At 71.3% G+C, this 22,929-nt stretch carries 18 protein-coding genes, 1 tRNA gene and 2 pseudogenes; 5 read left to right on the top strand and 16 right to left on the bottom strand.

The annotated features are described in order from the left end of the window. Together ACTB72_RS11775 and ACTB72_RS11780 are read right to left on the bottom strand one after the other, a co-directional pair. Positions 1 to 193: DUF6525 family protein (locus ACTB72_RS11775; RefSeq protein WP_463037185.1), on the bottom strand; the 193-nt coding region annotated here is incomplete at its 3' end. Then, complete coding sequence (locus ACTB72_RS11780; RefSeq protein ID WP_463037186.1) at positions 190 to 1,425, bottom strand: GTP-binding protein; 1,236 nt, start codon at positions 1,423 to 1,425, stop codon at positions 190 to 192. The genes ACTB72_RS11780 and ACTB72_RS11775, both read right to left, overlap by 4 nt. 392 nt (positions 1,426 to 1,817) lie before the next feature. Between ACTB72_RS11780 and ACTB72_RS11785 the strand changes: the two are divergent. Together ACTB72_RS11785 and ACTB72_RS11790 are read left to right on the top strand one after the other, a co-directional pair. Beyond that, positions 1,818 to 1,970, top strand: a pseudogene (locus ACTB72_RS11785) (recombinase family protein); the annotation flags it as partial. An 18-nt stretch (positions 1,971 to 1,988) separates the two neighbouring features. Further along, on the top strand, positions 1,989 to 2,192 hold the full coding sequence (locus ACTB72_RS11790; protein WP_463037187.1) for a hypothetical protein: 204 nt from the start codon (positions 1,989 to 1,991) through the stop codon (positions 2,190 to 2,192). Between the two features lie 105 nt (positions 2,193 to 2,297). Here ACTB72_RS11790 and ACTB72_RS11795 read toward each other — a convergent pair whose 3' ends face one another. From ACTB72_RS11795 to ACTB72_RS11835, 9 genes and pseudogenes are all read right to left on the bottom strand, one after another. Beyond that, positions 2,298 to 2,888 (bottom strand): hypothetical protein, encoded by a 591-nt coding sequence (locus tag ACTB72_RS11795; RefSeq protein WP_463037188.1) that lies wholly within the window; start codon positions 2,886 to 2,888, stop codon positions 2,298 to 2,300. 37 nt (positions 2,889 to 2,925) lie between these two features. Further along, positions 2,926 to 3,015 (bottom strand) — tRNA-Ser (locus ACTB72_RS11800). Between the two features lie 126 nt (positions 3,016 to 3,141). After that, entirely contained in the window at positions 3,142 to 3,627 is a 486-nt protein-coding gene (locus ACTB72_RS11805) for a hypothetical protein (RefSeq protein WP_463037189.1), read from the bottom strand. 3 nt (positions 3,628 to 3,630) lie between these two features. Continuing rightward, the gene (locus ACTB72_RS11810; protein WP_463037190.1) at positions 3,631 to 4,893 is read right to left on the bottom strand and encodes an agmatinase family protein; all 1,263 of its coding nucleotides are present in this window, start codon (positions 4,891 to 4,893) and stop codon (positions 3,631 to 3,633) included. After that, a complete protein-coding gene (locus ACTB72_RS11815) occupies positions 4,877 to 5,677 on the bottom strand; it encodes an ABC transporter ATP-binding protein (RefSeq protein WP_463037191.1) in 801 nt (266 codons plus the stop codon). The genes ACTB72_RS11810 and ACTB72_RS11815 overlap by 17 nt, the downstream gene beginning before the upstream one ends. Continuing rightward, positions 5,674 to 6,555 (bottom strand): ABC transporter permease, encoded by an 882-nt coding sequence (locus tag ACTB72_RS11820; protein WP_463037192.1) that lies wholly within the window; start codon positions 6,553 to 6,555, stop codon positions 5,674 to 5,676. Before ACTB72_RS11820 ends, ACTB72_RS11815 begins: the two co-directional genes overlap by 4 nt. Positions 6,556 to 6,615: 60 nt before the next feature. Then, positions 6,616 to 7,704, bottom strand: a complete 1,089-nt coding sequence (locus ACTB72_RS11825) for a putative urea ABC transporter substrate-binding protein (protein ID WP_463037193.1) — start codon at positions 7,702 to 7,704, stop codon at positions 6,616 to 6,618. Between the two features lie 349 nt (positions 7,705 to 8,053). Beyond that, positions 8,054 to 9,754, bottom strand: coding sequence for a peroxidase family protein (locus ACTB72_RS11830; RefSeq protein WP_463037194.1), 1,701 nt, complete (start codon positions 9,752 to 9,754; stop codon positions 8,054 to 8,056). A 1,666-nt stretch (positions 9,755 to 11,420) separates the two neighbouring features. Then, positions 11,421 to 12,149 (bottom strand): annotated as a pseudogene (locus tag ACTB72_RS11835) (AfsR/SARP family transcriptional regulator); the annotation flags it as partial. Between the two features lie 328 nt (positions 12,150 to 12,477). Here ACTB72_RS11835 and ACTB72_RS11840 point away from each other — a divergent pair. The 3 genes from ACTB72_RS11840 to ACTB72_RS11850 all read left to right on the top strand — a co-directional run bounded on the left by ACTB72_RS11840 (position 12,478) and on the right by ACTB72_RS11850 (position 15,623). After that, the gene (locus ACTB72_RS11840) at positions 12,478 to 14,124 is read left to right on the top strand and encodes a GMC family oxidoreductase (protein ID WP_463037195.1); all 1,647 of its coding nucleotides are present in this window, start codon (positions 12,478 to 12,480) and stop codon (positions 14,122 to 14,124) included. A gap of 133 nt (positions 14,125 to 14,257) precedes the next feature. Further along, the gene (locus ACTB72_RS11845) at positions 14,258 to 14,824 is read left to right on the top strand and encodes a sigma-70 family RNA polymerase sigma factor (protein ID WP_463037196.1); all 567 of its coding nucleotides are present in this window, start codon (positions 14,258 to 14,260) and stop codon (positions 14,822 to 14,824) included. Further along, positions 14,808 to 15,623, top strand: a complete 816-nt coding sequence (locus tag ACTB72_RS11850) for an anti-sigma factor (RefSeq protein ID WP_463037197.1) — start codon at positions 14,808 to 14,810, stop codon at positions 15,621 to 15,623. The genes ACTB72_RS11845 and ACTB72_RS11850 overlap by 17 nt, the downstream gene beginning before the upstream one ends. Positions 15,624 to 15,988: 365 nt before the next feature. Here ACTB72_RS11850 and ACTB72_RS11855 read toward each other — a convergent pair whose 3' ends face one another. The 5 genes from ACTB72_RS11855 to ACTB72_RS11875 form a co-directional block, all read right to left on the bottom strand. Further along, positions 15,989 to 16,876, bottom strand: a complete 888-nt coding sequence (locus ACTB72_RS11855; protein ID WP_463037198.1) for an MBL fold metallo-hydrolase — start codon at positions 16,874 to 16,876, stop codon at positions 15,989 to 15,991. After that, complete coding sequence (tcuB, locus tag ACTB72_RS11860; RefSeq protein WP_463037199.1) at positions 16,873 to 18,054, bottom strand: tricarballylate utilization 4Fe-4S protein TcuB; 1,182 nt, start codon at positions 18,052 to 18,054, stop codon at positions 16,873 to 16,875. The genes ACTB72_RS11855 and tcuB overlap by 4 nt, the downstream gene beginning before the upstream one ends. Continuing rightward, on the bottom strand, positions 18,044 to 19,441 hold the full coding sequence (tcuA, locus tag ACTB72_RS11865; RefSeq protein ID WP_463037200.1) for an FAD-dependent tricarballylate dehydrogenase TcuA: 1,398 nt from the start codon (positions 19,439 to 19,441) through the stop codon (positions 18,044 to 18,046). Before tcuA ends, tcuB begins: the two co-directional genes overlap by 11 nt. Beyond that, on the bottom strand, positions 19,438 to 20,322 hold the full coding sequence (locus ACTB72_RS11870) for an NAD(P)-dependent oxidoreductase (RefSeq protein WP_463037201.1): 885 nt from the start codon (positions 20,320 to 20,322) through the stop codon (positions 19,438 to 19,440). The genes tcuA and ACTB72_RS11870 overlap by 4 nt, the downstream gene beginning before the upstream one ends. 156 nt (positions 20,323 to 20,478) lie before the next feature. Next, complete coding sequence (locus ACTB72_RS11875) at positions 20,479 to 22,632, bottom strand: acetate--CoA ligase family protein (RefSeq protein WP_463037202.1); 2,154 nt, start codon at positions 22,630 to 22,632, stop codon at positions 20,479 to 20,481. Positions 22,633 to 22,929 lie beyond the last annotated feature (297 nt).

The following is a 22,929-nucleotide window of genomic DNA, read 5'->3' on the forward strand; positions in this document are numbered from 1 at the left end:
GGGCGGCGGAACCCGGGCTCCAGGGCAACGCGGCCTCGGCCAGCCAGCGGCGCAGGGGCCTCGGCAGCCGGTCGAAGGCCGCCATCGGGCAGCCCTCGCGCCGACGCTTGCGCAGCGGCGTCGCCCCGCGGTTGCCGCCCGGCGCCGTGACCGGGCGGCGCGCCCGGTCACGGCCATGTTCCCGCGCCTTCATGCCGCCTCGCCGCCCCAGACGGGAAATGGATCCGACAGCCGTTTCCAGAGGTCGGGCGTGAAGCCGGCGGCTTCCTCCTCCCCCAACAGGCAGGCGTCGAGCAGCGCCGTGATCCGCGCCCGGTCGAGCCCGACGCCGATGAACACCAGCTCTTGCCTGCGGTCGCCCCAGGGGTCCTCCCACCGCTCCATGGTCCGCGCGACGACCTCCGGCTGCTCGGGCCAGCGCGCCCGCGGCACGGAGGCCCACCATCCGCCCAGCGGCCGCACGCTCGACACCGCGCCGGCCAGGCTGAACTCGGCCACCCATTGCGGCCGCGTCGCCACCCAGAAATGCCCCTTGGCCCGGATCGCGCCGGGCAGCGGGCCGTTCAGCGCGGCATGGATCCGAGCCGGGTGAAACGGCCGTCGGGCGCGGTAGACGAAGGAGGTCACGCCGTATTCCTCGGTCTCGGGCACGTGGTCGGCGAAGCCGTGCAGCTCCTGCGCCCAAAGCGGATGCATGTGCGCGCGCTCGAAATCGAACAGCCCGGTCTCGAACACCTGGTCCAGCGGCGCCCTGCCCCAGTCCGCCTCGATCAGGCGGGCGTCCCGGTTCAGGCTGCGCACGATGGCCCGCGCCGCCTCGGCCCGGTCGGGACCGGCGAGCGCGATCTTGTTGAGCACCACGACGTCCGCGAACTCGATCTGGTCGGTCAGCAGGTCGACGAGCGTGCGCGCATCCGCCTCGCCCAGCGCCTCCCCCCGGTCGCCGATGAAGTCGTGACTGGCGAAATCGGCCGCCAGCGCCGACGCGTCCACCACCGTCACCATGGCGTCGAGCCGGGCCACGTCGGACAGGGAGCGCCCGTCCTCGTCGCGGAATTCGAAGGTGGCCGCAACCGGCAGCGGCTCGGCGATGCCGGTGGATTCGATCAGCAGGTGGTCGAAGCGTCCCTCGCCCGCGAGGCGCGTCACCTCGCTCAGCAGATCCTCGCGCAGGGTGCAGCAGATGCAGCCGTTGGTCATCTCCACCAGCGTCTCGTCGGCGCGCGACAGCTCCGCCCCGCCGGCGCGCACCAGGTCGGCGTCGATGTTCACCTCGGACATGTCGTTGACCAGAACCGCGACGCGCCGCCCCTCGCGGTTGGCGAGCACATGGTTGAGCAGCGTGGTCTTGCCGGCTCCGAGGAAGCCGGAGAGGACGGTGACCGGAAGCCGCTTGTCGGCCTGGGACGGGGTGGAAATGGGCATGGTCGCTCCTGGGAAGCTCGGTCGAAGGTCACGGGAAGGGGGCGCGAGGGCGGCGCCGTCGCTCAGGCGGAGCCGCGGCGTTCCTCGTCGGGAGGAACGTGAAGCGGGTTTTCGGCGCGCTCCGGCGCGACGGCGTGGCGCTGGAGGGAGAGGGAGGGGACGAAGCAGACGATCGGCATGGGGATCCGCCAAGGGGTGCAGGGTGATTCGTTATGTTATAACATAACTACATCACCTCTGGCGCACTTCGCGCCCCGGATCAAGCCCGCCCTTCCAACCGCCCGACCGCGCATGTCAGGCCATTCCTGAGCTCGCCGCCGCAAGGCCGCCGGGTCCGCGGCTTCGAACGCCTGCCATCGCCGGAGGCGGTCTCGTCATGATCGAGGAACGCCTGGGGGCTGGTCCGCGATCAGTATGACGACGGCGACATCTCCGGCGGCACGCTGGAGCGACCCGGATTGAAGCGGCTGCTGGAAGACATCGAGGACGGGCTGGTCGATGGGGTGGCGGCCTACAAGATCGACCGCCTCAGCCGCTCGCTGGCTGGCTGATTTCGCCAAGCTGTGGGGCAGCAGGGAAATTTCGTCATCCCGGTGCAGGGGATGGAGACGCGCCTCGAAATCTGCGGCCTCTACGGCATCGGCGTTTCGTCTTACGCCTTCTGGCCGGGCTTCGAGGCCCGCGCCGTCCACCGCGACCGCCCGTTCTTCAGCGAGACCGGCTATCGCAGCTTTCTCGGCATCCATGCCGACGCCGCCCCGGCCTGACGCCCGACCTCTTCGCCGCCAAGGTGATCGAGCGGCATATCGAGACGGCGAAGAAGGGCAGGCGAGGATGACGGAGCGGATAGCATGGCAGGCAGCGTGTGCAAATCAAGAACAAGCTGCCATCTTCCTCGTACTGAGTAAGCATGGAACTACCGACGCCGCCTGCCGGGCATCTCCCCCACGCTCATGAAGGTAACGCGGCAGCGCATCGGAGAGGAGAACCTCCGAACGGACGGCAACCGCCGCGAACGCCTTCAGTTCGTCATCCGTCGAGTTCCGGCGTCCCTTCGGGAGGCGCTCCTCTCGCTCGACCATGTCGAACAGGACATCGCGAGGGTTGAACTCGCCCGGGTCGCCGGATGCGGCCTTGTCGTGGTCGAGGAGCGCCTGCCGCCAGCGTTCGGCAGCCTCTGCAGCGAAGGGCTGACCACGCCTGGCGCTGGCCTCGAGTTCACGGACCTGACCGAGGACGAGGTCTCGCTGGCGCATGGCCTCGCGCTTGAGGCGAGTCCCGAGGCTCTTCTTGATCTCACGACCGAAAGGTCGCCCTGTCCACGGGTTCGGAGCGCCCACCAGAGACTTCAGGGTCTCCATCCGGAAGACCCAACCTTCGCCCCGCGGCTGCATCAGGTAGCTCATGTCGTCATCGCCGCCGTCCTTGTGGTACAAGACGGCCCCCAGCGGCGATGTGCTCATCCCGATTTTCTCTTCAGTATAAATGACTTATGGGTAATGGCGGAGAGAGTGGGATTCGAACCCACGATAGGGTCTCCCCTATACACACTTTCCAGGCGTGCGCCTTCGACCACTCGGCCACCTCTCCGTGGCGGTGCTCCTACCCAAGATTATCGGGGGGTTCAAGACGTCTTGGGCGCGCAAGCGTCAGGTTCGACGGATCGACGGGGCGGACGCCGGCGACGCCCGCCCCCCCGACCGCGCCCCGGCCCGCTCAGCGCCCCTGCAGCGCGGCCAGGAAATCGCGCAGGTCGATCACCCGCTTCACATCCAGCGAGACGTAGATGAAGCCCATGTTGGTGCGCTCCGAGATCATCTCGCCGGGAAACGGCAGATAGGCCAGCTCGCGCGAGCCGAAACTGGGCGAGGCGGTGCCGACCTGCCATTCGGTGGTCAGGGTCACGTCGACCAGCTTGAGGGGCGGGCCGCCGATAGGGTCGTCGATCTCCAGCGGCACGCCGGAGATGCGCAGATAGGCGGCCTTGTCCTTCGCGTCGCGGAACCCGTCGATGAACTGGGCGCCGAGGATGCGCAGCTCGTCGGCGTGGTCCTGCGGCGCCATGTGCGAGTGCAGGTGGTGATGGCGAGGGTGGTTGTGGCCCTCGCCGGGGCCGTGGTCGTGGGGATGAGGGTGAGCATGGGCGTGCGAATGCCCGTGCCCGTGGTCATGCGAATGCCCGTGAGGATGATCGTGCGCCATGGCTCACTTCCCCGCCGGACGGCCCCAGCGGCGACCGTGGGTGGCCTCCGACCAGTCGCCGTGGGGCAGGCTCACCGGATTGTCGATATGGCGCTTGTGGGCGCCCATCTTGCCGGCCGCGACCATCGAGCCCAGCACGTCCACGATCACCCGAGTCCCCAGCAAAGCGGTGATGTCGGACGTGTCGTAGGGCGGCGAGACCTCGACCAGCTCCATCCCGCAGATGCCCTCCGCGGCGACCTTGCTCGCCAGCGCCAGGGCTTCGCGGGGCAGGAAGCCGCCGGGCTCGGGCCAGCCGGTGCCGGGGACGAAGCCGCAGTCGATGCTGTCGATGTCGAAGGACATGTAGACCATGTCGACGCCGTCCCAGGCCATTTCGAGCGCCATCTCGGCGGTCTTGTCGACGCCCATCCGCTCCATGTCCGACATGGTGATGATGTTGGTCTCGCGGTCGCGCGCGACCTTCACCGCCTCGCGCGGGACCTGCCAGCCGCCGATGCCGACCTGCACCAGGTTCTTCGCCGGCACGTTGGGCATGTTGGTGGCGTGGAACCAGGGCGTGGTGTGCATCCGCTCGTCCAGGTCCTTCTCCTGGATGTCGGCGTGGCGGTCGAAATGCACGATGCCGATCTTCTTGGACGTGCACTCGGCGATGCCGCGCACGCAGGGGAAGCCGATGGAGTGGTCGCCGCCGATCATGATCGGCATCGAGCCCGACGAGAACACATGAGAGACGGCGCGCGAGATCTGGTCGAAGCTCTTTTCAATGTTGGCCGGGATGGTGAACACGTCGCCGGCGTCGCAGAGCGTCATCTGTTCGCGCAGGTCGATGGCCATTTCATAGTTGTAGGGGGTGTAGAGCGCCGAGATTTTCCGGACCCCCTGCGGGCCGAACCGCGTGCCGGGGCGGTAGGTGGTGCCCCCGTCGAAGGGGATCCCCAGCACGGTCGCGTCGTAGTGGCCGACCTCGGTCACGTCCTCGCAATAGGGCGCCTTCAGAAACGTGTTGATGCCGGCGTAGTGGGGGAGCTCGCCGCGGGCGAAAGTGGGGATCGAGCGGTCGTCGATGCTGTCAGCCCCGGTCAGGCCCATGCGCAGCGCCCAGGCCTTCTCCTTCTCCCATTCCGTGCCGGGGATGTCGGCCTCGGCCTGCATCGCGCGCCAGCCGAGCAGTTGCGACAGGTCGGGGTGGTGGGCGCGCACGCGGCCCGGTCCGAAGAGGGGGGGGCAGGCGACGCGGCGGCGGGGCTCAGGATGCGGGAACATGGTCGTCCTCTCGTTCTTGCAGATGCAGGTCGCGTTCGGCGGCGGCGGAGGCCTGGAAGGGGATGCCCCCATGCCGCGCGTCGAAATCATAGGTGATGGTGGCGCCGTAGGCTTCAGGTTCGATCGGATCCCAGCGGGGCTTGTCGAAGACCAGCACCCGGTCGCCCAGCTTGAACGCCTCCTCCAGGTCGTGGCTGACCATGAACACGGTCATGCCGGTCTCGGCCCGAAGCTCCTGCAGGAAATGGTGCATGGAGACGCGGGTGCCGGGGTCGAGCGCCCCGAAGGGTTCGTCGAGCAACAGCACCCGGGGCCGCCCCGCCAGCGCCTGGGCGATGGCGAGGCGTTGCTGCATGCCGCCCGAGAGCGCCGCGGGATGCTGGTCGGCGACATGGGCGAGGCCGACGCGGGCCAGCACCTCATCCGCGCGCTTCGCGGCCTCCCGCCGGCGGGCCCCGAAGAAGCGGGGGATGACGCCGCCCGAAAACTCCTCGGCCGCGATCAGGTTGCCGCGCACGGTCATGTGCGGGAACACCGAATAGCGTTGGAACACCACGCCGCGGTCGCGGTCGGGCTCCTGCGCCGGCGGGGCGCCGGCGATGGAGATCGCGCCGCGGGTCGGGCGTTCCTGCGCCAGCAGCAGCCGCAGAAACGTGGACTTGCCGCAGCCCGAGGCGCCGACGATGGAGACGAACTCGCCCTCGTTCACCTCGAGGCTGACCCGCTCGAGGATCGGGCGCGCGCCGTAGGACAGGAAGATGTCGGAGACGCTGACGAAACTCATGTCGCGGGCCCCGACCAGGGGAAGGCCCGGCGATGCAGGGTGCGCAGGCCGAGGTCCATCAGGAAGGCCAGCAGGGTGATCCACACCACGTAAGGGATGATCACGTCCATCGCGAAATAGCGGCGCACGAGGAAGATGCGGTAGCCGAGCCCCTCGGTCGAGGCGATGGCCTCGGCGGCGATCAGAAACAGCCAGGCGGGGCCGAGCGCCAGGCGCAGCGCCCCGATCAGCCGGGGCAGCACCTGCGGCAGCGCCACGCGGGTCAGGATGGTCCAGGTCGAGGCCCCCAGGGTCTGGGCTTTGACCAGCATCTCCTCGGGGATTTCGGCGGTGCGTTGGGCGATGTCGCGGATCAGGACCGGGGCGATGCCGATGACGATGAGCGCGACTTTCGAGAGCTCGCCCAGACCGAACACGATGAACAGGATCGGCAGGATCGCGAGCGGCGGGATCAGCGACACCACCGAGACGAAGGGCGCCGCCCCGGCCCGCACGCCGGGCAGCAGCCCGATCAGCAGCCCGAAGCCGAGGCCGAGACCGGCCGAAATCGCGGCCCCCTCCGCCAGCCGGCGCAGGCTGGCGGCGGTGTCGACCCAGAGCAGGATCTCGCCCGAGCGCTTGTCGGGCTCGGTGGCCAGCGCCACCGCGGTCTCGAGGATCTGGGCGGGCGCGGGCAAAAGCTTGTCCTGCGGGTTCTCCGCCCGGCGCAGGTCCGAGGCGACCGCATAGGCCGCCAGCGCCAGCACGAAGGGCAGCGCCGCCAGCGCGAAGGCCAGAAGGAGGCCCGGACGCCGGTTGATCCAGCGCATGGCTCCCGTCCGGCCCGCGCGGGCGGGCGGCTCGGGCGGGGCGGGAAGGGTGGCGGATGGGGTCGTCATGGGCGCGCCTCCGGCGAGGGGAGACGCGGGCGGAGGCGAGGCTCCGCCCGCGGAACAGGGTCAGAGCGCGCCGTCGGCGGCCATCTTCATATACTCGGCCGTGTAGCGGAACTTGACGTTGGCCGGGTCCCCGGTGACCACACCGCCGGGATACTCCACCCCCACGAAATCGGCGGACGGCGCGCCGGTCCCCAAAATGCCCTTGTCGAACAGGAACTCGGCCACGTCCGACATGGTCTCGGGCAGCGCCTCGCTTTCCACGAAGGCCACCGCTTCGGCGGGCTTGAAGAACATGGCGGTGGAGGCGAGCTGGCTGTCGTAGCCCGCCAGATCCGTGCCCGACGCCTCGCCCATCGCGGTGCGCGCGGCGCGGCCCTCGGGCGTGTCCGAGGACATCAGCGCCATCGTCTCGTACCACGCGCCGACCAGCGCCTTGCCGAAGGCGGGGTTGGCTTTCAGGGTCTCGGTGTTCACCGCCAACAGGTCGATGATCTCGCCGGGAATGTCGGAGCTGTCGGCGACCTTGGTCAGCCCCCCCATCTCCAGGATGGTCGAGACCAGCGGGTTCCACGTCACCACCGCCTGCACGTCCGAAGCCTGCCAGGCCGCAACCATGTCGGCGTCCGAGGTGTTGATGACCGCGGCGAGGTCGCGCTCGGCCAGATCCGCGGATTCCAGCGCGCGGGCGAGCAGATAGTGGGAGACCGAAAGCTCCACCAGGTTGACCGGCATGCCCTTGAGGTCGGCGACGGTCTTGCCCTCGCCCTTCACCAGGATGGCGTCGTTGCCGTTGGAATAGTCGCCCACGATCAGGGCGGTGGTGTCGACGCCGCCGCCGGCGGGGATCGAGAGCGTGTCCATGTTGGTCGCGGACACCCCGTCGAAGGCGCCGGCCGCGTATTGGTTGATCGACTCGATATAGTCGTTGATCTGCACGATCTCGACGTCGACGCCGTATTTCTCGGCCCATTTGTCCATGATGCCGCTGTCGGCCATGTAGCCCCAGGGCATCCAGCCGACATAGATGGACCAGGCCACCTTGAAGTCGGTCTTCTCCTGCGCCTGCGCGGCGGCGGTTCCCAGCAGGGCGGCGGCGGTCATGGCGGCGGCTGTCGCGAGCGCGGCCAGCGGTCGGTTCGGTCGGGTCATCGCAAGGGTCCCTCCGGCAGGTCCCGTCCAAGGAGGCTGCGGCCCCCACGCGCGGACGGAACCATTCGCGCATGAGGACCGTCGCAGTGGCCTCCCGGGCTTTTCCCCCGCCGTGTATCCCGGGCGCTGCGGCGGCCGGAACGACGCCTCTCGGACCAGCGCCGCGGCTCCCCCTTCGGAGGGGAGGGCGCGGCCGGAACCCTAGGCGTCCTGCGCAAGGGTCTCCATGCAGGGCCCGTGCCAGACGGTTTTTTCGGAGCCCGCGGCGCCGGCCTGCGAGCTGACGCCGTTTAAATCGGCGGAGTCCGGGTTGGCGCCCACGAAACGGGCGCCGAAACCGCGAAACGGGTCAGGCCCCGGCGGCCGCGGCGAAGAACGCCTCCAACCCGTCCACCGTGATCCCGTCGGGCCGCGCCCCCATGTCCGGCGACCAGCGTCCGCCGCCTCGTCCGGGTCGGTTCCAGACCGAGCCCGGATCGCAGACCAGCGCGCCGATCACCGCCTCGGCCATCAGCGCCGATCCGAGCGGCCCCAGCCGCTCGCCCCGGCCCAGGGTCTCGGCCTCGCGCAGCACGTAGAACCAGAGCGGCGTGCGCTCGGCCAGGCCGTCGCGCAACGCATGGCCGGTATGGCCGCCGCACAGCACCTCATGCGGCAGCGCGACGGCGAGGTCGCTGTAGATCTCGCCGAACCCTGCGAGACAGACCTGCGCCGAGGGCAGGTTCATCGCCCGCCCCCGCCGCAGGACGCGCAGCGCGCGCGACCTCTGGGCTTGCGCGAAGCCCGCTTCGGGCGAGAGCCTGGTGTCGATCGCCACCGCATCGGGGCCCGAGGCCGGCCGGTCCATCCACAGCGCCCAGTCCACCACCCGCTCCGCCGGCAACCGTCCGCCCTCCAGCCAGGCGCCGCCGCTCTGGCGCAGGATCTCGGCCGGGGCGCGGCGCAGGGCGGGGTTGATGTCGTAGCGGGCGCGCTCCAGCGCATGGCGGAACCGCGCGACGGCGCCCCAGGGCTCCAGCGGCGAGGGCAGCGCGTCGGAGACGAGGCCCCCCCGCCGGCGCCGGTCGACCATGCGCCGGAACGCCGGCGCCCCCGCCCGCCGCACCCGGTCGAGCGTCGCGCGGTCGCAGATCCGCGGCAGCCAGACATTGAGCGCCAGCCACTGCACGTGCCAGGTCACCAGCGTCCTCGTCCGCTGGAACAGCCGCTCTGGCGACGTCGCGCCGGCGTCGGCGAGCCAGTCGGCCACCCGGTTGTGGAAGCGGATCAGGGCAACATGCATCTGCGAGACCGCGAGATCGGCGTCGTTGCGCCGGTCGCCGATCACGGCGGCGGAGCGGCCGGGGGCGCTGTCGAGCGTCCAGCCCTGCCCACCCCCCGCCTGCCCGTCCCCCGCCTGCCCGTCCCCCGCCTGCCGCGACGCCGCCAGCGCCGCTTCGAAGTCCGGATCGGCCAGCCGGGCCAGCCGCGGCAGGTCCGCACCGCCTCCCGCAAGCCCGCCCTCAGGTCGGTCGAGCCGCAGGCGCGCCGCCGCCCCCGGCTCGCGCATCAGACGGGCGAGGTGGCCGGCGACGGGGCCGGGCCCGGCGTCGGGGGCGTAAAGACTGTCGAGCCGCAGCATGCCGGAGCGCAGGTTGACCAGCGCCGCCTCGGTCTCCGCCGCGCCGCGCGGGGCGGCGGGGTCGCTGAGGCCGCGCGGGGCGACGTCGACCAGCGCGCTGACGTCATGGGCGATGATCCGCGAAAAGGCGGTCCAGACCGGGCCGGGCGCGACCGCGCCGGGCAGGACCGCGCCGGCGCCGGGGAAATCGGCGTCGGCCATGGCGTCGGCGAGCGCGGCGAGCCGGCGGTCGTCGTCGGCATCCGCCGCGCCGGCGGCTTCGGGCGGGAACAGATAGCCGAAGCCCGCGCCCCGGCGCTGCGCCAGATCCACCGCGCGCGGATCGAGGACCAAAGCCACCCTCCCCTCCCCGGTCGCGACCAGTCGCGGCGCGCGTCGCTCCAGATCGAAGCCGACCTCGGCGCGCCCCCGCCCCAAAGCAAAAACCATATGCCGCTCCGTCGTGGCGCGCGCGAACGCGGCGCCGGCCTGCCCTGTCGGGCGATTCAATGCGCCCCCTTCCGCAGCACGGACCGAAGCGACCCGACCCCCCGAAACCTCGAAGGTCGGCGCGACGGCGCGCGACGGATTGGCAATGGCCGAATGCTTACGTCACCGCCGCGAATTCATCGTGAAACAGGATCGTTCTGACGCAACACATGCACGAAAGCCACGCATTGGTGCAAATATACAGACAATACCGATTTATCGAACATCAATATGGCAAAAATTAGAGACAATCGATGACTCGAATCGGCCAATGTCCCGAATCGCTACGACGCCTCGGGCGTCACTCGCCCCGCCCGTCCGGGCCCGGCCAGCGCAGCGCCGACACAGGCAGGCCGGCCAGCGCCAGCCCGTCGCGCAGCACCAGCCACTCGGCCTCGCGCCGGGTCGGCATCACGCCCATCAGCCACCGCGCGCAGGCCGGCGGGTCGGGCGTGGTGTCGGCCATCCAGATCCGGCCCAGCCGGTCGACCAGGCGCGCGGCCTCGGCCCGCGCCTCGGGCAGCCGACCCAGATGCGCCAGCGCCGCCGCCCGCCAGGCGCCGCTGTTGGCGTGGCTGTCGCCGGCGAGGATCCCCGCCTCAAGCGCCCCGTCGAAATCGGACCCGAAGAGCCGCATGCAGGCGTGGTAGCCCCAGCGCGACGGGTTGCGCAGCGGCGCCGCCTCCAGCGCCGCCTCGGCCAGCGACGCGGCGTCGTCATGCCGGCCGAACAGCGCCATGGCCTGCGCGGACGAGGTCAGGATCCATGCGTCATGCGGGTTGAGCTGAAGCGCCATGTCGAAGGCGTCCGCCGCCGCCGCCCAGCGCCCGGCATAGATCTGCGCCCAGCCCAGCGCCAGGCGCGCCCGGCTGTCGAGCGGGTCGAGCGCCACCGCGCGCAGCGCCAGATCCATCGCCGCCTGGGCGCGGCCGGGCTCGCGCATCATGCCGGGACGGGCGATGTGGGCGATGTTCTCCACCTGCGCCAGCGCGCTCCAGGCCGGGGCGTAATCGGGGGCGCGCGCGATGAGGTCGCGCATCTCCTCGCGCGCCCGAAGCCAGCTCTCGGGGTCGAAATTGAGGATCATGCGCTGGCCGCGCAGCCAGATCTCGCGCAGCGAGGCCCCGGCCGCGAGCGGGCCGGCCCGCTCCCGCGACAGCCGGACGTTGAGGGCGATGACCAGCTGGCGCAGCATCCGTTCGCGCCGGGGGGCGGCGTCAGCGGAAGGAACCGCGCCCTCGGGCAGGTCGAGCGCCAGCGTCTCGGACCATAGAAACTCGCCGGTCGCGATCTCCCGCAGCGTCAACGATATCGACAGGCCGCCGGGCCGCGGGCGAGCGGAGGCGCGCAGGCCGAAGCGAGCGCCTTCGGCGGCCTCCCCGGACGATGCGCCGGGGGGCCCCTCGGCTACCCGCCATTCGCGGAAGCGCACCAGCGCCCCGATCAGCTGGTCGCGCAGCATGTCGAGCGCCGCCCGCCCGCCGCCATCCAGCGCCCCGCCGTCCAGCCCCCCGCCGTCCAGCGCGAAGGGCTCGACCAGCAGCACGGCGTCCCGGGCCGCCGCACGGGTGGGGGCGGGGCCGGGTTCGGGGATCTCGGGGACCAGGTCGCCCGCCCGGATCCGGGCGGCCAGCGCCTGGGTCTCGCGGCTCGGCGCCATGTCATGGGACTGGTCGAGCAGGCGGCGCAGATCGGCGTAGACCGCCAGCGCCGCGGTGCCGTCGCCGCCGCGCGCCAGCGAGGCCATCAGCCGCTGCGCCACCCGCTCCTGCGTCGGATCGATGCGCAGCAGGGCCTGGGCGGCGTCGCGGGCGGCGGGCTGCTCGACCGCGCCGTCGCCGACCAGCCGGGTCAGGGCGCGGCGCAGACGCTCGCGCAGGCGCTCCCGCTCCGACTGCAGCCATTCGGCGAAGGCCGGATCGACGTCGTCCCATCCCCGCATCAGCGATCCGGGCAGGTCGACGGTGTCGAGCAGCGCCGGGTCGACCTCCCCCGCCGCGGTGCGGGCGAGCAGGTCGTCGACATCGCTGCGCACCAGATCGGGCATCAGCGCCAGCTGGTTGCGGGGCGCGTCGAATCCGGCGAAGCCGACCATGGCGAAATCCCGGCGCAGCGCGGTGACCATCTGACGGAGCGAGCCGCGGGCGCGGCCCTGGCCGGATTCGCTCCACAAGAGGCTCGCCACCTGGTCGCGCGACAGACGCCGTCCCCGGGTCAGCGCCAGGATGGCCAGCGCGCAGACCATCTTGCGGTTGACGGTGCTGAGCGCGACCCGGCCGACACGCATCGCCGGCTCGCCGATCAGGCGCAGCTCCAGCCGTTCGATCGCCCCTCGCGCCTGCTCAGCCATGCCCATCCCCGGACGTGCGATGCGGGATCGCGCCCGCCGCTCCCGCGCCCGATATCAATCCCGGGCGAGCGGATCCGAAATGCGCATCCCGCCGTCATGCCGGTCCGCGCCCCAAAACGCCGACGTGCACCATTATGATACAGTTAACCTAGGGGGGAACGCGACGAATGCGGCGTAAAAGCGCGAACTGCCTGCAATTTTTGTGATTTTTCGCACAACTTGCGACGCGGCGCCCTGCGCGCGGGCGATGCGGCGGCTTGTGAACCGGACCGCCCCCGCGCCATCATGCCCCCGAAACGACCGCCCGGCAGGGGCGCGCAGGGAGGGACAGGACATGACCGGAACCGCCGAGGCGACGGCGTCGGGCGACTTCGACTACGTGATCGTGGGGGCCGGCACCGCGGGCTGCGCGCTCGCCAATCGCCTCAGCGAGGATCCGACCCGATCCGTCTGCCTGCTGGAGGCGGGGGGCGAGGATGACTGGATCTGGTTCAAGATCCCGGTCGGCTACCTCTACTGCATCGGCAACCCGCGCGCCGACTGGGGGTTCCGCACCCAGCCCGAGCCGGGGCTGAACGGGCGCGAGCTGCTCTATCCCCGCGGCAAGGTGCTGGGCGGGTGCTCGTCGATCAACGGCATGCTGTATCTGCGCGGCCAGTCGGGGGACTACGACCACTGGCGCCAGCTGGGCAATCCGGGCTGGGGCTGGGACGACGTCCTCCCCCATTTCCGCAAGTTCGAGGATTACGCCCCTGGCGCCGACGCCTTCCATTCCCAGGGCGGCGAGTGGCGGATCGAGGCGCAGCGCCTGAAATGGGAGATCCTGGAGGCGTTTCGCGACGCCTGCATCGCCGCCGGCCTCCCCGCCACCGATGATTTCAACGCCGGCGACAACGAGGGCGTGGGCTATTTCAAGGTGAACCAGAAGCGCGGCATGCGCTGGTCGTCCGCCACCGCGTTTTTGCGCCCGGCGCGGGCCCGCCCCAACCTGACCGTGATGACCAAGGCCCAGGCCGAGCGCGTGACCTTCGAGGGCCGCCGCGCCACCGGCATCGAATTCCGCCAGGGCGACGCGATCAAGCGGGTGACCGCGCGGGCCGAGGTGATCCTGTGCTCCGGCGCCATCGGCTCCCCCCAGCTGCTCCAGCTTTCGGGCGTCGGGCCCGGCGACCTGCTGGCCCGGCACGGAATAACCCCGGTGGCGGAGCGGGACGAAGTCGGCGGCAATCTGCAGGACCATCTGCAGATCCGCATGGCCTACAAGGTCTCGGGCGTGAAGACGCTCAACACCCTCTCGGCCTCGCTCTGGGGCAAGGCGAAGATCGCGATGGAATACGCGCTGAACCGCTCCGGGCCGATGAGCATGGCCCCGAGCCAGCTCGCCGCCTTCGCGCGCTCGGGGCCGGATGTGGCGTCCGCCGACCTCGAATACCACGTCCAGCCGCTGACGCTGGAGGCGTTCGGCCAGCCGCTGCACGCCTTCGACGCCTTCACGGCGTCGGTCTGCCATCTGCGGCCCGAAAGCCGCGGCACGGTGCGCATCGGCTCGGCCGACCCGCGGGCGCATCCGCTGATCGCGCCGAATTACCTGGCGACCGAGGGCGACCGCCGCGTCGCCGCCGCCGCCATCCGCCTGACCCGGCGCATCGTCTCGCAAGCCCCCCTCGCCCGCTTCGCCCCGGAGGAATTCAAGCCCGGCCCCCAATACGAGACCGAGGCCGAGCTCGCCCAGGCCGCCGGCGAGATCGGGTCGACCATTTTTCATCCGGTCGGCACCTGCCGCATGGGGCCGGATGCGGGCGCGGTGGTGGACCCGGAACTGAGGGTGCGGGGGGTGGAGGGGCTGCGGGTGGTCGACGCCTCGATCATGCCCACCATCACCTCGGGCAACACCAACACCCCCACCCTGATGATCGCCGAGAAAGCCGCCGCGATGATCCGCGCCGCCGCCCGCGCTCCCTCCCCCGCCGTGATGGCCTGAATCGGGGCGACCTGAGCCAGGGGCGCGCCCCCTTCGCCACGCCCCGCCGCTCAGGCCCCCGGATGCGCCCGCGTCGTCTTGACCTTTGCGCTCCGTCCGACACTCTCGTCCCCGGGGAAACAAGACGACGGGGATGCATGTGACGGGCGATGCGCGTTCCGAACTGGTCGGCCTGCTGGCCGACACCGCGAAGGGCGACCAGACCGCCTTCGCCGAGCTTTATCGCCGGACTTCCGCGAAACTTTACGGCGTGATCCTGCGTATCTCCCGGCGACCCGACCTCGCGTCGGAGCTGCTGCAGGACGCCTATCTGAAGATCTGGTCGAACGCCGGACGGTTCGACCCGCAGCGCGCCTCGCCGATCTCATGGATGGCGGCGATCGCGCGCAACCGGGCGATCGACGCGATCCGGCTCCAGGCGGAGCGAATCTCGGCGGCGGGCGAGGAACTCGACCCCGATGACGGGCCGGGCCTCGCCGCCCCGCTTCAAGGTCCGGACCCGGCCGACGCGATGTCGCTCCGGGCCTGCCTGGAAGGTCTGAAGACCGACGACCGGCGCATGGTGATGCTGGGCTACCTCTACGGGTTGAGCCGGGAGGAGCTCGGCGACCGCTTCGCCCTGCCCGTCAACACCGTGAAGACACGCCTGCGCCGGGCGCTGGCGGCCCTGAAAGGATGCCTCGATGGCGAACCCGCCTGATCGCAACGGCCCGGACGGGGGCCCGGACGGCGCCCCGGACCGCGGCTGGGACGACGGCGATGCCGCCGAATTCGTCCTCGGCACGCTCGACGCCGACGAACGGCGCGACGCCCGGCTTCTGGCCGCGACCGATGCGGGCTTCGCCGCGGCGGTGCGCGCCTGGGAAGGCCGGCTGCAGGCGCTGAGCGAAGGGGTGGCGGAGGCCGATCCGGTCGCGCCGCCCTCGATGGTATGGGCCGCCATCGCCGCCCGGCTGCCGGGCGGCGCGCTGGGCGGGGCCCGCTCGGACGGGGCCGAGGTGGTCGAGCTGCGTCAGCGGCTGCGCTACTGGCGCGGAACCACGGGGGTCGCGACCGCCCTCGCCGCCCTGCTCGCCATCGGCGTGATCTTGCCCAGGGAGCGTTGGGCGCCCGAGGCGCTGTTCCCCCGGCCCCCCGCGCAGCAGGCCGAAGCCCCCGCCGCGCAAGGCAGCTATGTGGCGGTGCTGCAGCCCGGCGGCGCCGCGCCGGCCTTCGTGGCCGAAGTCGACCTCGCCGCCAACACCCTCCGCCTGCGCCCGCTGCGCCCCGCCCCCGCGCCGGAGGGCCGGGTCTACGAGATGTGGGCCGTCGGCGGCGGCCGGGCCGCGCCGGTGTCGCTTGGCCTGCTGGCCGACGGCGGACGCCTGCCGCTCGACGCGCTGGGCGGGCCCGCCGACGGCGCGGTGCTGGCCGTGTCGGTGGAGCCGCCGGGCGGCTCGCCCACCGGCGCCCCCACCGGCGACGTGGTGTTCACCGGCGAACTGATCCGCGCGGACTGAGCGCGGGGCGGAGCGTCGAATGGAGGGGAGGGGACGGCCGGCGCCCGCAGGGTCGCGCCGATCGGCCCCCCCAGGACCGACCGGCGCGGCATGGCCGCCGCGATCTCCGCCGCTTCCATGCCCTGCGCCTGCGCCCCCAGGCGCCCACGCAACGACCCGCCTGCGGTCCGGCCGCAGGGATCGACGACGCACGGAGCGGCCCGGGACCCCCAGATCCCCCGCTCGACGACACGTCGACGCCCCGGGACACGTCTGGTCGCCCAGCCGCATTCCGGATGCGAAAGATACGGGCGCGGGTTGCGAAGAGTTTCAGCGCGGAACAGACTTTTTTCCGGGTCGCCGGCCGGGGCCCGCCTCAGACCGACTCAGACCGGTTCGGGCAGCGGCTCATAGACGAAACCCTCGCCCGAACGCCGCACATATCCCGCATGGGTTCCGCCGAAATGCATCGGCAGGATCAGCGCGCCCTCGTCGGCGGCCATCCCGAGGATCCGGCGCCGGGTGATCTCGGCGAGCGGCTTGTCCTCGCAAAAGCCCGAGGCCCAGTCCGGCCGGAACACCTGGATCGGCTGGTGCATGACATCGGCCGTGCAGATCGCGACCTTGCCTCCGCCGGAAAAGCGGATCGCCATCTGCCCCTTGGCGTGGCCCGGCGCGGGGATGAAGTCGATGCCGGGCAGGTATCCGACCTCGTCGCCCTCCACCAGATCGACGCGGGCATGGTCGAGCACCGGCTTCACGCTGTCGATGAATACGGCGTTGCGGGCCGGCGACAGGCCGGCTGCGCCCCGCTCGGGGTCGCGGTGGTCGCGCTCGACCCGGGTCATCACGTGCAGCGCGTTCGGGAACGTCGGCCGCCAGCCGCCCTGCCCGTCGGGCACGGTGGCCCAGCCGACGTGGTCCACGTGCAGATGGGTGAAGAGGACATGGGTGATGTCCTCGAACCGCGCCCCCGCCGCCTCCAGCCGCGCGGGCCAGTCGGTGGAGAGGTCCCCGAAGGCCTGCATCGGCGGCTCGCGGTGCTTTCCGTTGCCGCAGCCGAGGTCGACCAGCGCGCAGAAGCCCGGGCCTTTGACGAGGAAGGTGTGGATCGAAGCCGGGAAGCTGCGCGTCGCCGGGTCGTAATAGTCCGGCACATACCAGGGGGCCGCGGCGGCCACCACCTCGTCGTCCCAGGCCTTGAAGAGCACGGGGCTCCCGGGCGTCGAAAGCTCCTCCACCCGCGTGATTTCGAGGTCTCCGAGGCGGATCATTCCGAAGCTCCCAGATGGGTCCGACGCTCCTGCGCGTGGCGGACGAGGGCGAGGTAGCGGTAGAGGCCGTGCACGAACTTGCCGTAGGGCATGGCGAGGAAGAAGGCGAAGACCACGCCCAGATGCACCGCGAGCAGCGTGCCCATCGCCGCGGTGTCGCGCAGCAGCAGCAGCGCGATGCCGGTGGCCCCGACCGCAGCGAGCGAATGCAGGAAGGCGAAATGCATCCCCCCGGCCGGGTCGGTCAGCGCCGGATCCCGCCGTTTCCGCGCCCGGGCGAGGCCCACCGCCCCCACGGTCATCGCGGTCCCGCCGAAGAAGCCCAGCAGCACCGGGGCCGAGCCCCAGGAATAGGGCGCTTCCCACCCCAGCAGGTAGTGCATGAGCGTGGCGCAGGTGGTGGAGGCGAGGCAGGCGAGGAACCCGTAGAAGGTCAGGTGATGCAGCAGGCGGCGGCGGTCGACGGGCTGGTCGTCGTCGTTGAAGCAGCCCATGCCGCCGCCATGCAGGTTGCGCAGGCGCCCCGCATCGGCCCCGCCCTCGGCCAGCGCGGCGAGGTCCGGGCCCCGGCCCAGGGTGGGCCCGAGCCCCCCCTCGACGTCCCGCCAGAAATTGCGGAGCCCCATGGCGAATGCGACCAGCGCCCAGAGGAACGCCGCGCCGAACAGCGCCGCCATCGCGTTATGGGGCATGATCGCATAGAAGGCGCCCGGGCCGGCCACCCGCCCGAACATCACGCCGGGATCGGCGAAGGCCATGAAGGCGAAGAGGAAAACCGCGACCGAGATCGCCAGCGCCCACATCACTTTCACGCCGTTCTTCTCGAACATCGGGGCCAGCGCCCGCGGCCAGGCGTGATCGGCGTAGGCGACCGGGCGCAGCGCCTCCAGCGTCTTGGGCACGTTCACCCCGAATTCGTGCGGCGGCGCATACTGGCAGTCGTGATAGCAGGCCCCGCAGCCATGGCAGAGGTTCGCGAGATGCCGCAGGTCCCCCGCTGCGAAATCCCGCCGCATCTCCATCGCCGGAAAGACCGCGCACAGCCCCTCGCAATAGCGGCAGGCGTTGCAGATCGTCATGATCCGCGCGGCCTCGACCAGCTCCGGCCCGCGCAAGAGCTGGTCGAGCGGGCGGGCATGGGCGGCCTCGGCCTCCTCCCTCGTCAGATCAAGCGACATGGGCGGCGGCCCCCTGCCCGGCCAGACGCCCGAAGACCGAGCCGATGGTCATGCCGATCCCGGCCAGATAGCCTTTTCCCAGCACGTTCCCGGCCATGATCTCCCCCGCCGCATAGATGTTGTCGTAGGACCCGCCGGCCGCCTGCTGCACCCGCGCCTCGCGGTCCACCTTCACGCCGAGATAGGTGAAGGTGATGCCGGGACGCAGCGGATAGGCGTAGAAGGGCGGGCGCTCGATGGTGCGGGCCCAGTTGGTTTTTTCCGGGGTCAGGCCTTCGGTCCGGCAGCCGTCGAGCGCCGCCGGGTCGAAGTCCCCGGGGCGCACGGCGGCGTTGAACGCCTGCCACGTCGCGCGCAGGCGGTCGGGGGGGAGGTTCAGCTTCTCGGCCATCTCCTCCATCGTTCCCGCCACGATGGGCGGGAAGATCGAGGGCATGAACAGCTCGATCGAGCGGCTGTCGATGATCGCGTAGGCTTCCTGGTCCGGCTGCGCCGCGACCAGCCGGCCCCAGATGGCGTAGCGCTTGGGCCAGAAGTCCTCGCCCTCGTCGTAGAACCGTTCGGCGGCGCGGTTCACCACCATGCCGAACACGATGCAGTCGAGACGCGTGGCGATGCCGCCGTCGAACTGGGGGGCGCGGGCGTCGATGGCGACGGCGTGGCACTGGTCCGGCTCGCCCACCGGCTGGGCGCCGATGTCGAGCAGGGTGCGCAGCAGCGAGCCGCGATTGTAGGGCGTGCCCCGAATGCGAAAATTGCGGGCGGCGGGGCCCCAGTATTCCTCGAGCCACTCGATATTGGCCTCGAAGCCCCCGGCCGCCGCCACGAAGGCGCGGGCGGGGATGCGGTGCTTTTCACCGGCGAGCGTCACCTCGGCGGCGCGGAACGCAGGCCCCTCGATCTCCACCCCGGTCACCTCGGCGTCGTAGGCCACGCCCACGCCCTCCGCCTCCGCCGTGCGGTAGAGCGCGTTCATCAGGCTCTTGCCGCCGCCGAGGAAGAAGGCGTTGGTCCGCCCCAGGGACAACGATCCGGTGAGGCTCGGCTGGAAGCGCACGCCGAGCGACGACATGTAGTCCCACAGTTCTTTCGAGCGGTTGAGGGTGAATCGGGCGAGCTGCTCGTCGGTCCGGCCCCCGGTGACGCGCAGCAGATCCTCCCAGAACTCCTCCTCGGGATAGGGGCCGGTGAGGACCTCGTTGGGCGCGTCATGGGCGACGCGCATGTTGCGGGTGTGGCGGGTGTTGCCGCCGCGGTAGAATTTGGGCGCGGCCTCCACCACCAGCACCTTGGCGCCGGCGCGCCGGGCGGTGATGGCGGCGCAGAGCGCGGCGTTGCCGCCCCCCGCCACCAGCACATCCCAGTCCCGGGCGAACAGCGCGGTCATCCGCGGTCGACCACGCGGGCGAGCACCGGGAAATATTCGTCGCCAAAGCCGGCGTCGCGGGCGATCCGCATCCGCGACTGCGCCAGTTCGGCCCCGGGCGCGCCGATGCCCAGCTCCGCCGCAAGATCCAGCGCGTAGGACACGTCCTTCAGCGCATAGAGCGTCGGGAACGCGCCCTTCGGGAACTGGTCGGGGATCATCGCCTTCGCCCCGTGATTGCGCAGCGCGAAACTGTCGGCGGAGCCCTTGGAGAGCGTGTCGAACAGAAGCCCCCGGTCGACGCCGGCGCCCGCGCCCAGCGCCAATGCCTCGGACAGCGCCACCACCGTCTGGAACAGCACCATGTTGTTGAGGATCTTCACCACCTGCCCGCAGCCGATCCCGCCGCAGCGGGTGACGTCGGACGCGGCATGGCGCAGCCAGGGCTCGAGCCGGTCGAAAAGGTCGGGCTCGGCCCCGACCATGATCGAAAGCGTGCCGTCGATGGCGGCCTGGCGGGTGCGGGCGACCGGGGCGTCGGCCATCTCGACCCCCTTCGCAGCCAGCCGGGCGGCGAGGTCGCGGGTCAGCCCCACCGGGGCGGTCGAGGTGTCGACCACCACCTGCCCCGCCCGCGCATGCTCCAGCAGCCCGCCCGGCCCGGCCACCACGGCCTCGACCTGCGGCCCGCCGGGCAGCGACAGAAAAATCAGGTCGCAGGTCGCGGCGATCTCGGCAACGGAGGACGCGATCTCGGCCCCGTCGGCGCGCATCCGCTCCAACGGCCCCTCGGCCAGGTCGAACACCCGGAAGCGGCGCCCCGATTTCATAACCATGTTGCGGCAGATGGGTTCGCCCATCACGCCGAGCCCGATGAAGCCGATGACGGCGGTGTCCTTCACGCGGGTCCCCTCCCTTCGCGCGCCACGAATGTCACGCCCGCCCCGGCGCACGGGCGGGGGGAGCGACGCGCCCCCTCCCGCATCGAAAGGGGCGCGCCTCGGCGGCGGGAAAGGCTGGCGCGGGCGGCGGGACCCCGAAGAACCCGCCGCCTCGCCTCAGCCCTCCGCGTCGCCGGGGATGATGAGCGCGTCCACCGCGACGATGTCGTCGCCCCGGCAGATCAGCGGATTCACGTCGAGCTCGGCCAGCGCGGCCCCCGCATCGGCGGCGAATTCGGAGACGCGGGCCACGATCTCGGCCAGCTTCGCCTTGTTCACCGGCGGCAGGTCGCGGAACCCGTCGAGCACCGCGGCGCCGCGCAGGCGGGCGAGCATCTCGCCGGCCTCGTAGGGCGTGACCGGAGCGGGCGCGGCGACCGAGTCGCGCATCAGCTCCACCATCACGCCGCCGAGGCCCACGACGACGACCGCGCCGAAGGTCGGGTCGCGGCGCGCGCCGACCACGATCTCGACGCCCGCCGGGGCCATGCGCTGGATCAGCACGCCCTCGATCCGCGCGTCGGCCTTGTAGGCCTTCACCCGGTCCATCATCGCGTCGAAGGCGTCCTTGACGGCCTCCGACGATTTCAGGTTGAGCGCGATGCCGCCGGCTTCCGTCTTGTGCGGCAGGTCGGGGCTGTCGATCTTCATCACCACGGGGAAGCCAAGCGAGGCGGCCATGTCGGCGGCGGCCTCGGCGGTCGCGGCGGACTTCTCCTCGATCACCGGCACGCCGTAGCCGGCGAGGATGGCCTTCGCCTCCCGTTCGGTCACCGGGGCGCCCTTGGCGGCGGCGAGCGCCTGGCCGATGCCCTCGGCCGGCTGGGTCAGGCGCGGCTTGTCGACCGGCTCGACCTTCTGCGCATGCAGCCGGGTCCATTCGCGCACCGCGACCATGGAGTGCCGGGCGGAGCGGAAGATGGCGAGGTTGCCGGCCTGCGCCACCTCCTTCGCCCCGTAGCCTTCCAGCCAGCCGGAAAGCCAGGGGATGACGATGACCTTGCCCGCCGCCGCGGCCAGTTCGTCGAACAGCTTCAGCCGGTCGATGGACGGCGCGGTGACGTTGGGATGCGGCACCATCATCAGCCCGTATTCCTTCTGGCCGAGCATGGCGGTGACGCAGTCGACGAGGCTCTGGCGGTCGTTGATCACCTGGGCGGTCACGTCCACCGGGTTGGCGGCCGAGCCATATTCCGGGATCTTGGACTCGAGGATCGCGCGGACCTCGGCGTTGGGTTGGGGCAGGCCCACCCCCGCATCCTCGGCCGCGTCGGTCAAAACCACGCCGGCGCCCCCCGAGGTGGCGATGATGGCCACGCCCTCTGCGCCCTCCACCGGCTTCGCGGCCTTGGCGAGGAACTGGGCGGTGTCGATCATCGCCTCGACCTCGTCCACGAACACGCCGCCGGCGCGCATCACCATGGTCTTGTAGGCCTCGTGGCTCCCCGCCAGCGAGCCGGTATGGGAGGCGGCGGCCTTCGCCCCGGCCTCGCCGCGCGCCATCTTGTTGATCACCACCGGCTTGCCGGCGGCATGCGCCTTCTTGATCGCGGCCTCGAGCCGGGCGCCGTCGGGCACCCCCTCGATCACCGCGGCGATGGCTTTGCAGCCGTCATCCTCGGCGAGATAGGAGATGCAGTCGGACACGTCCACATCCGACGAGTTCCCGCAGGCCAGCATATGCGACAGGTGATGGCCGTGCTTGGCCGACTGGTGCAGGGCGAGGCCGAGCGCGCCGGACTGGGTGACCAGGCCCACCCGACGCTCGGAGGCGGGGCGGGCGTAGGTCTCCTCGAAATCCATGCCGTACATGAAGGTCACGCCGGCGCCGATCGCGAAATTCACGAAGCCGATGGCGTTCGGCCCGATGATCGGCATCCCGGCGTCATGGGCCATGCGGGCGTTGGCGCGCTGCAGCTCGGCGTTGTCGCCGCCCATCTCCGCGAAGCCCGAGGCGTAGATCATCACGCCGCCGCAGCCCTTGGCGATGCATTCCTCCAGCAGCGGCCCGATCGCCTCGCGCGCGGTGACCAGCACCACGCAGTCGGGCGCCTCGGGCAGCGAGGCGATGGAGGGGTAGCATTTGCGCCCCATCAGTTCCTCGTAGCGCGGATTGACGAAATAGATGTCGCCCTGGAATTCGCCGAGGTTTTCGAAGGTCCGCTGGCCGAAGGAGCCGACGCGCTGCGAGATGCCGACGATGGCGATGGAGCGCGGCGCGAGCAGGCGCTTCATCTCCTCGCCGCGGTAAAGACGGCCGCCGGCGCTCATGCCCGGGCCCCGCGGGGCCGGGCGGCGCGCGCGATCACGCGCAAGGTTGCAAGCGGGACCGCGACGGCGGTCTGACGCGAAACGGGCATTCCAGTCCTCCCTGACATCCGGGGGCGTGGGCCTCGGGCGGATCATGGTCCGCTTGCCGCACCGGATGTTCTGTTTTTCCGGAGGTAGCACGGCGCTCCCCCCCGGGCAAGACGATCCGTCAGGCGCATCGTTAAGGCAAGCATAGGAAACCGCGGAGGGAGCCGCGCGACGACCGACCCGAGGGCCGCGCCGGGGCGCCCGCGCGGC

The organism is Albimonas sp. (assembly GCF_055129145.1).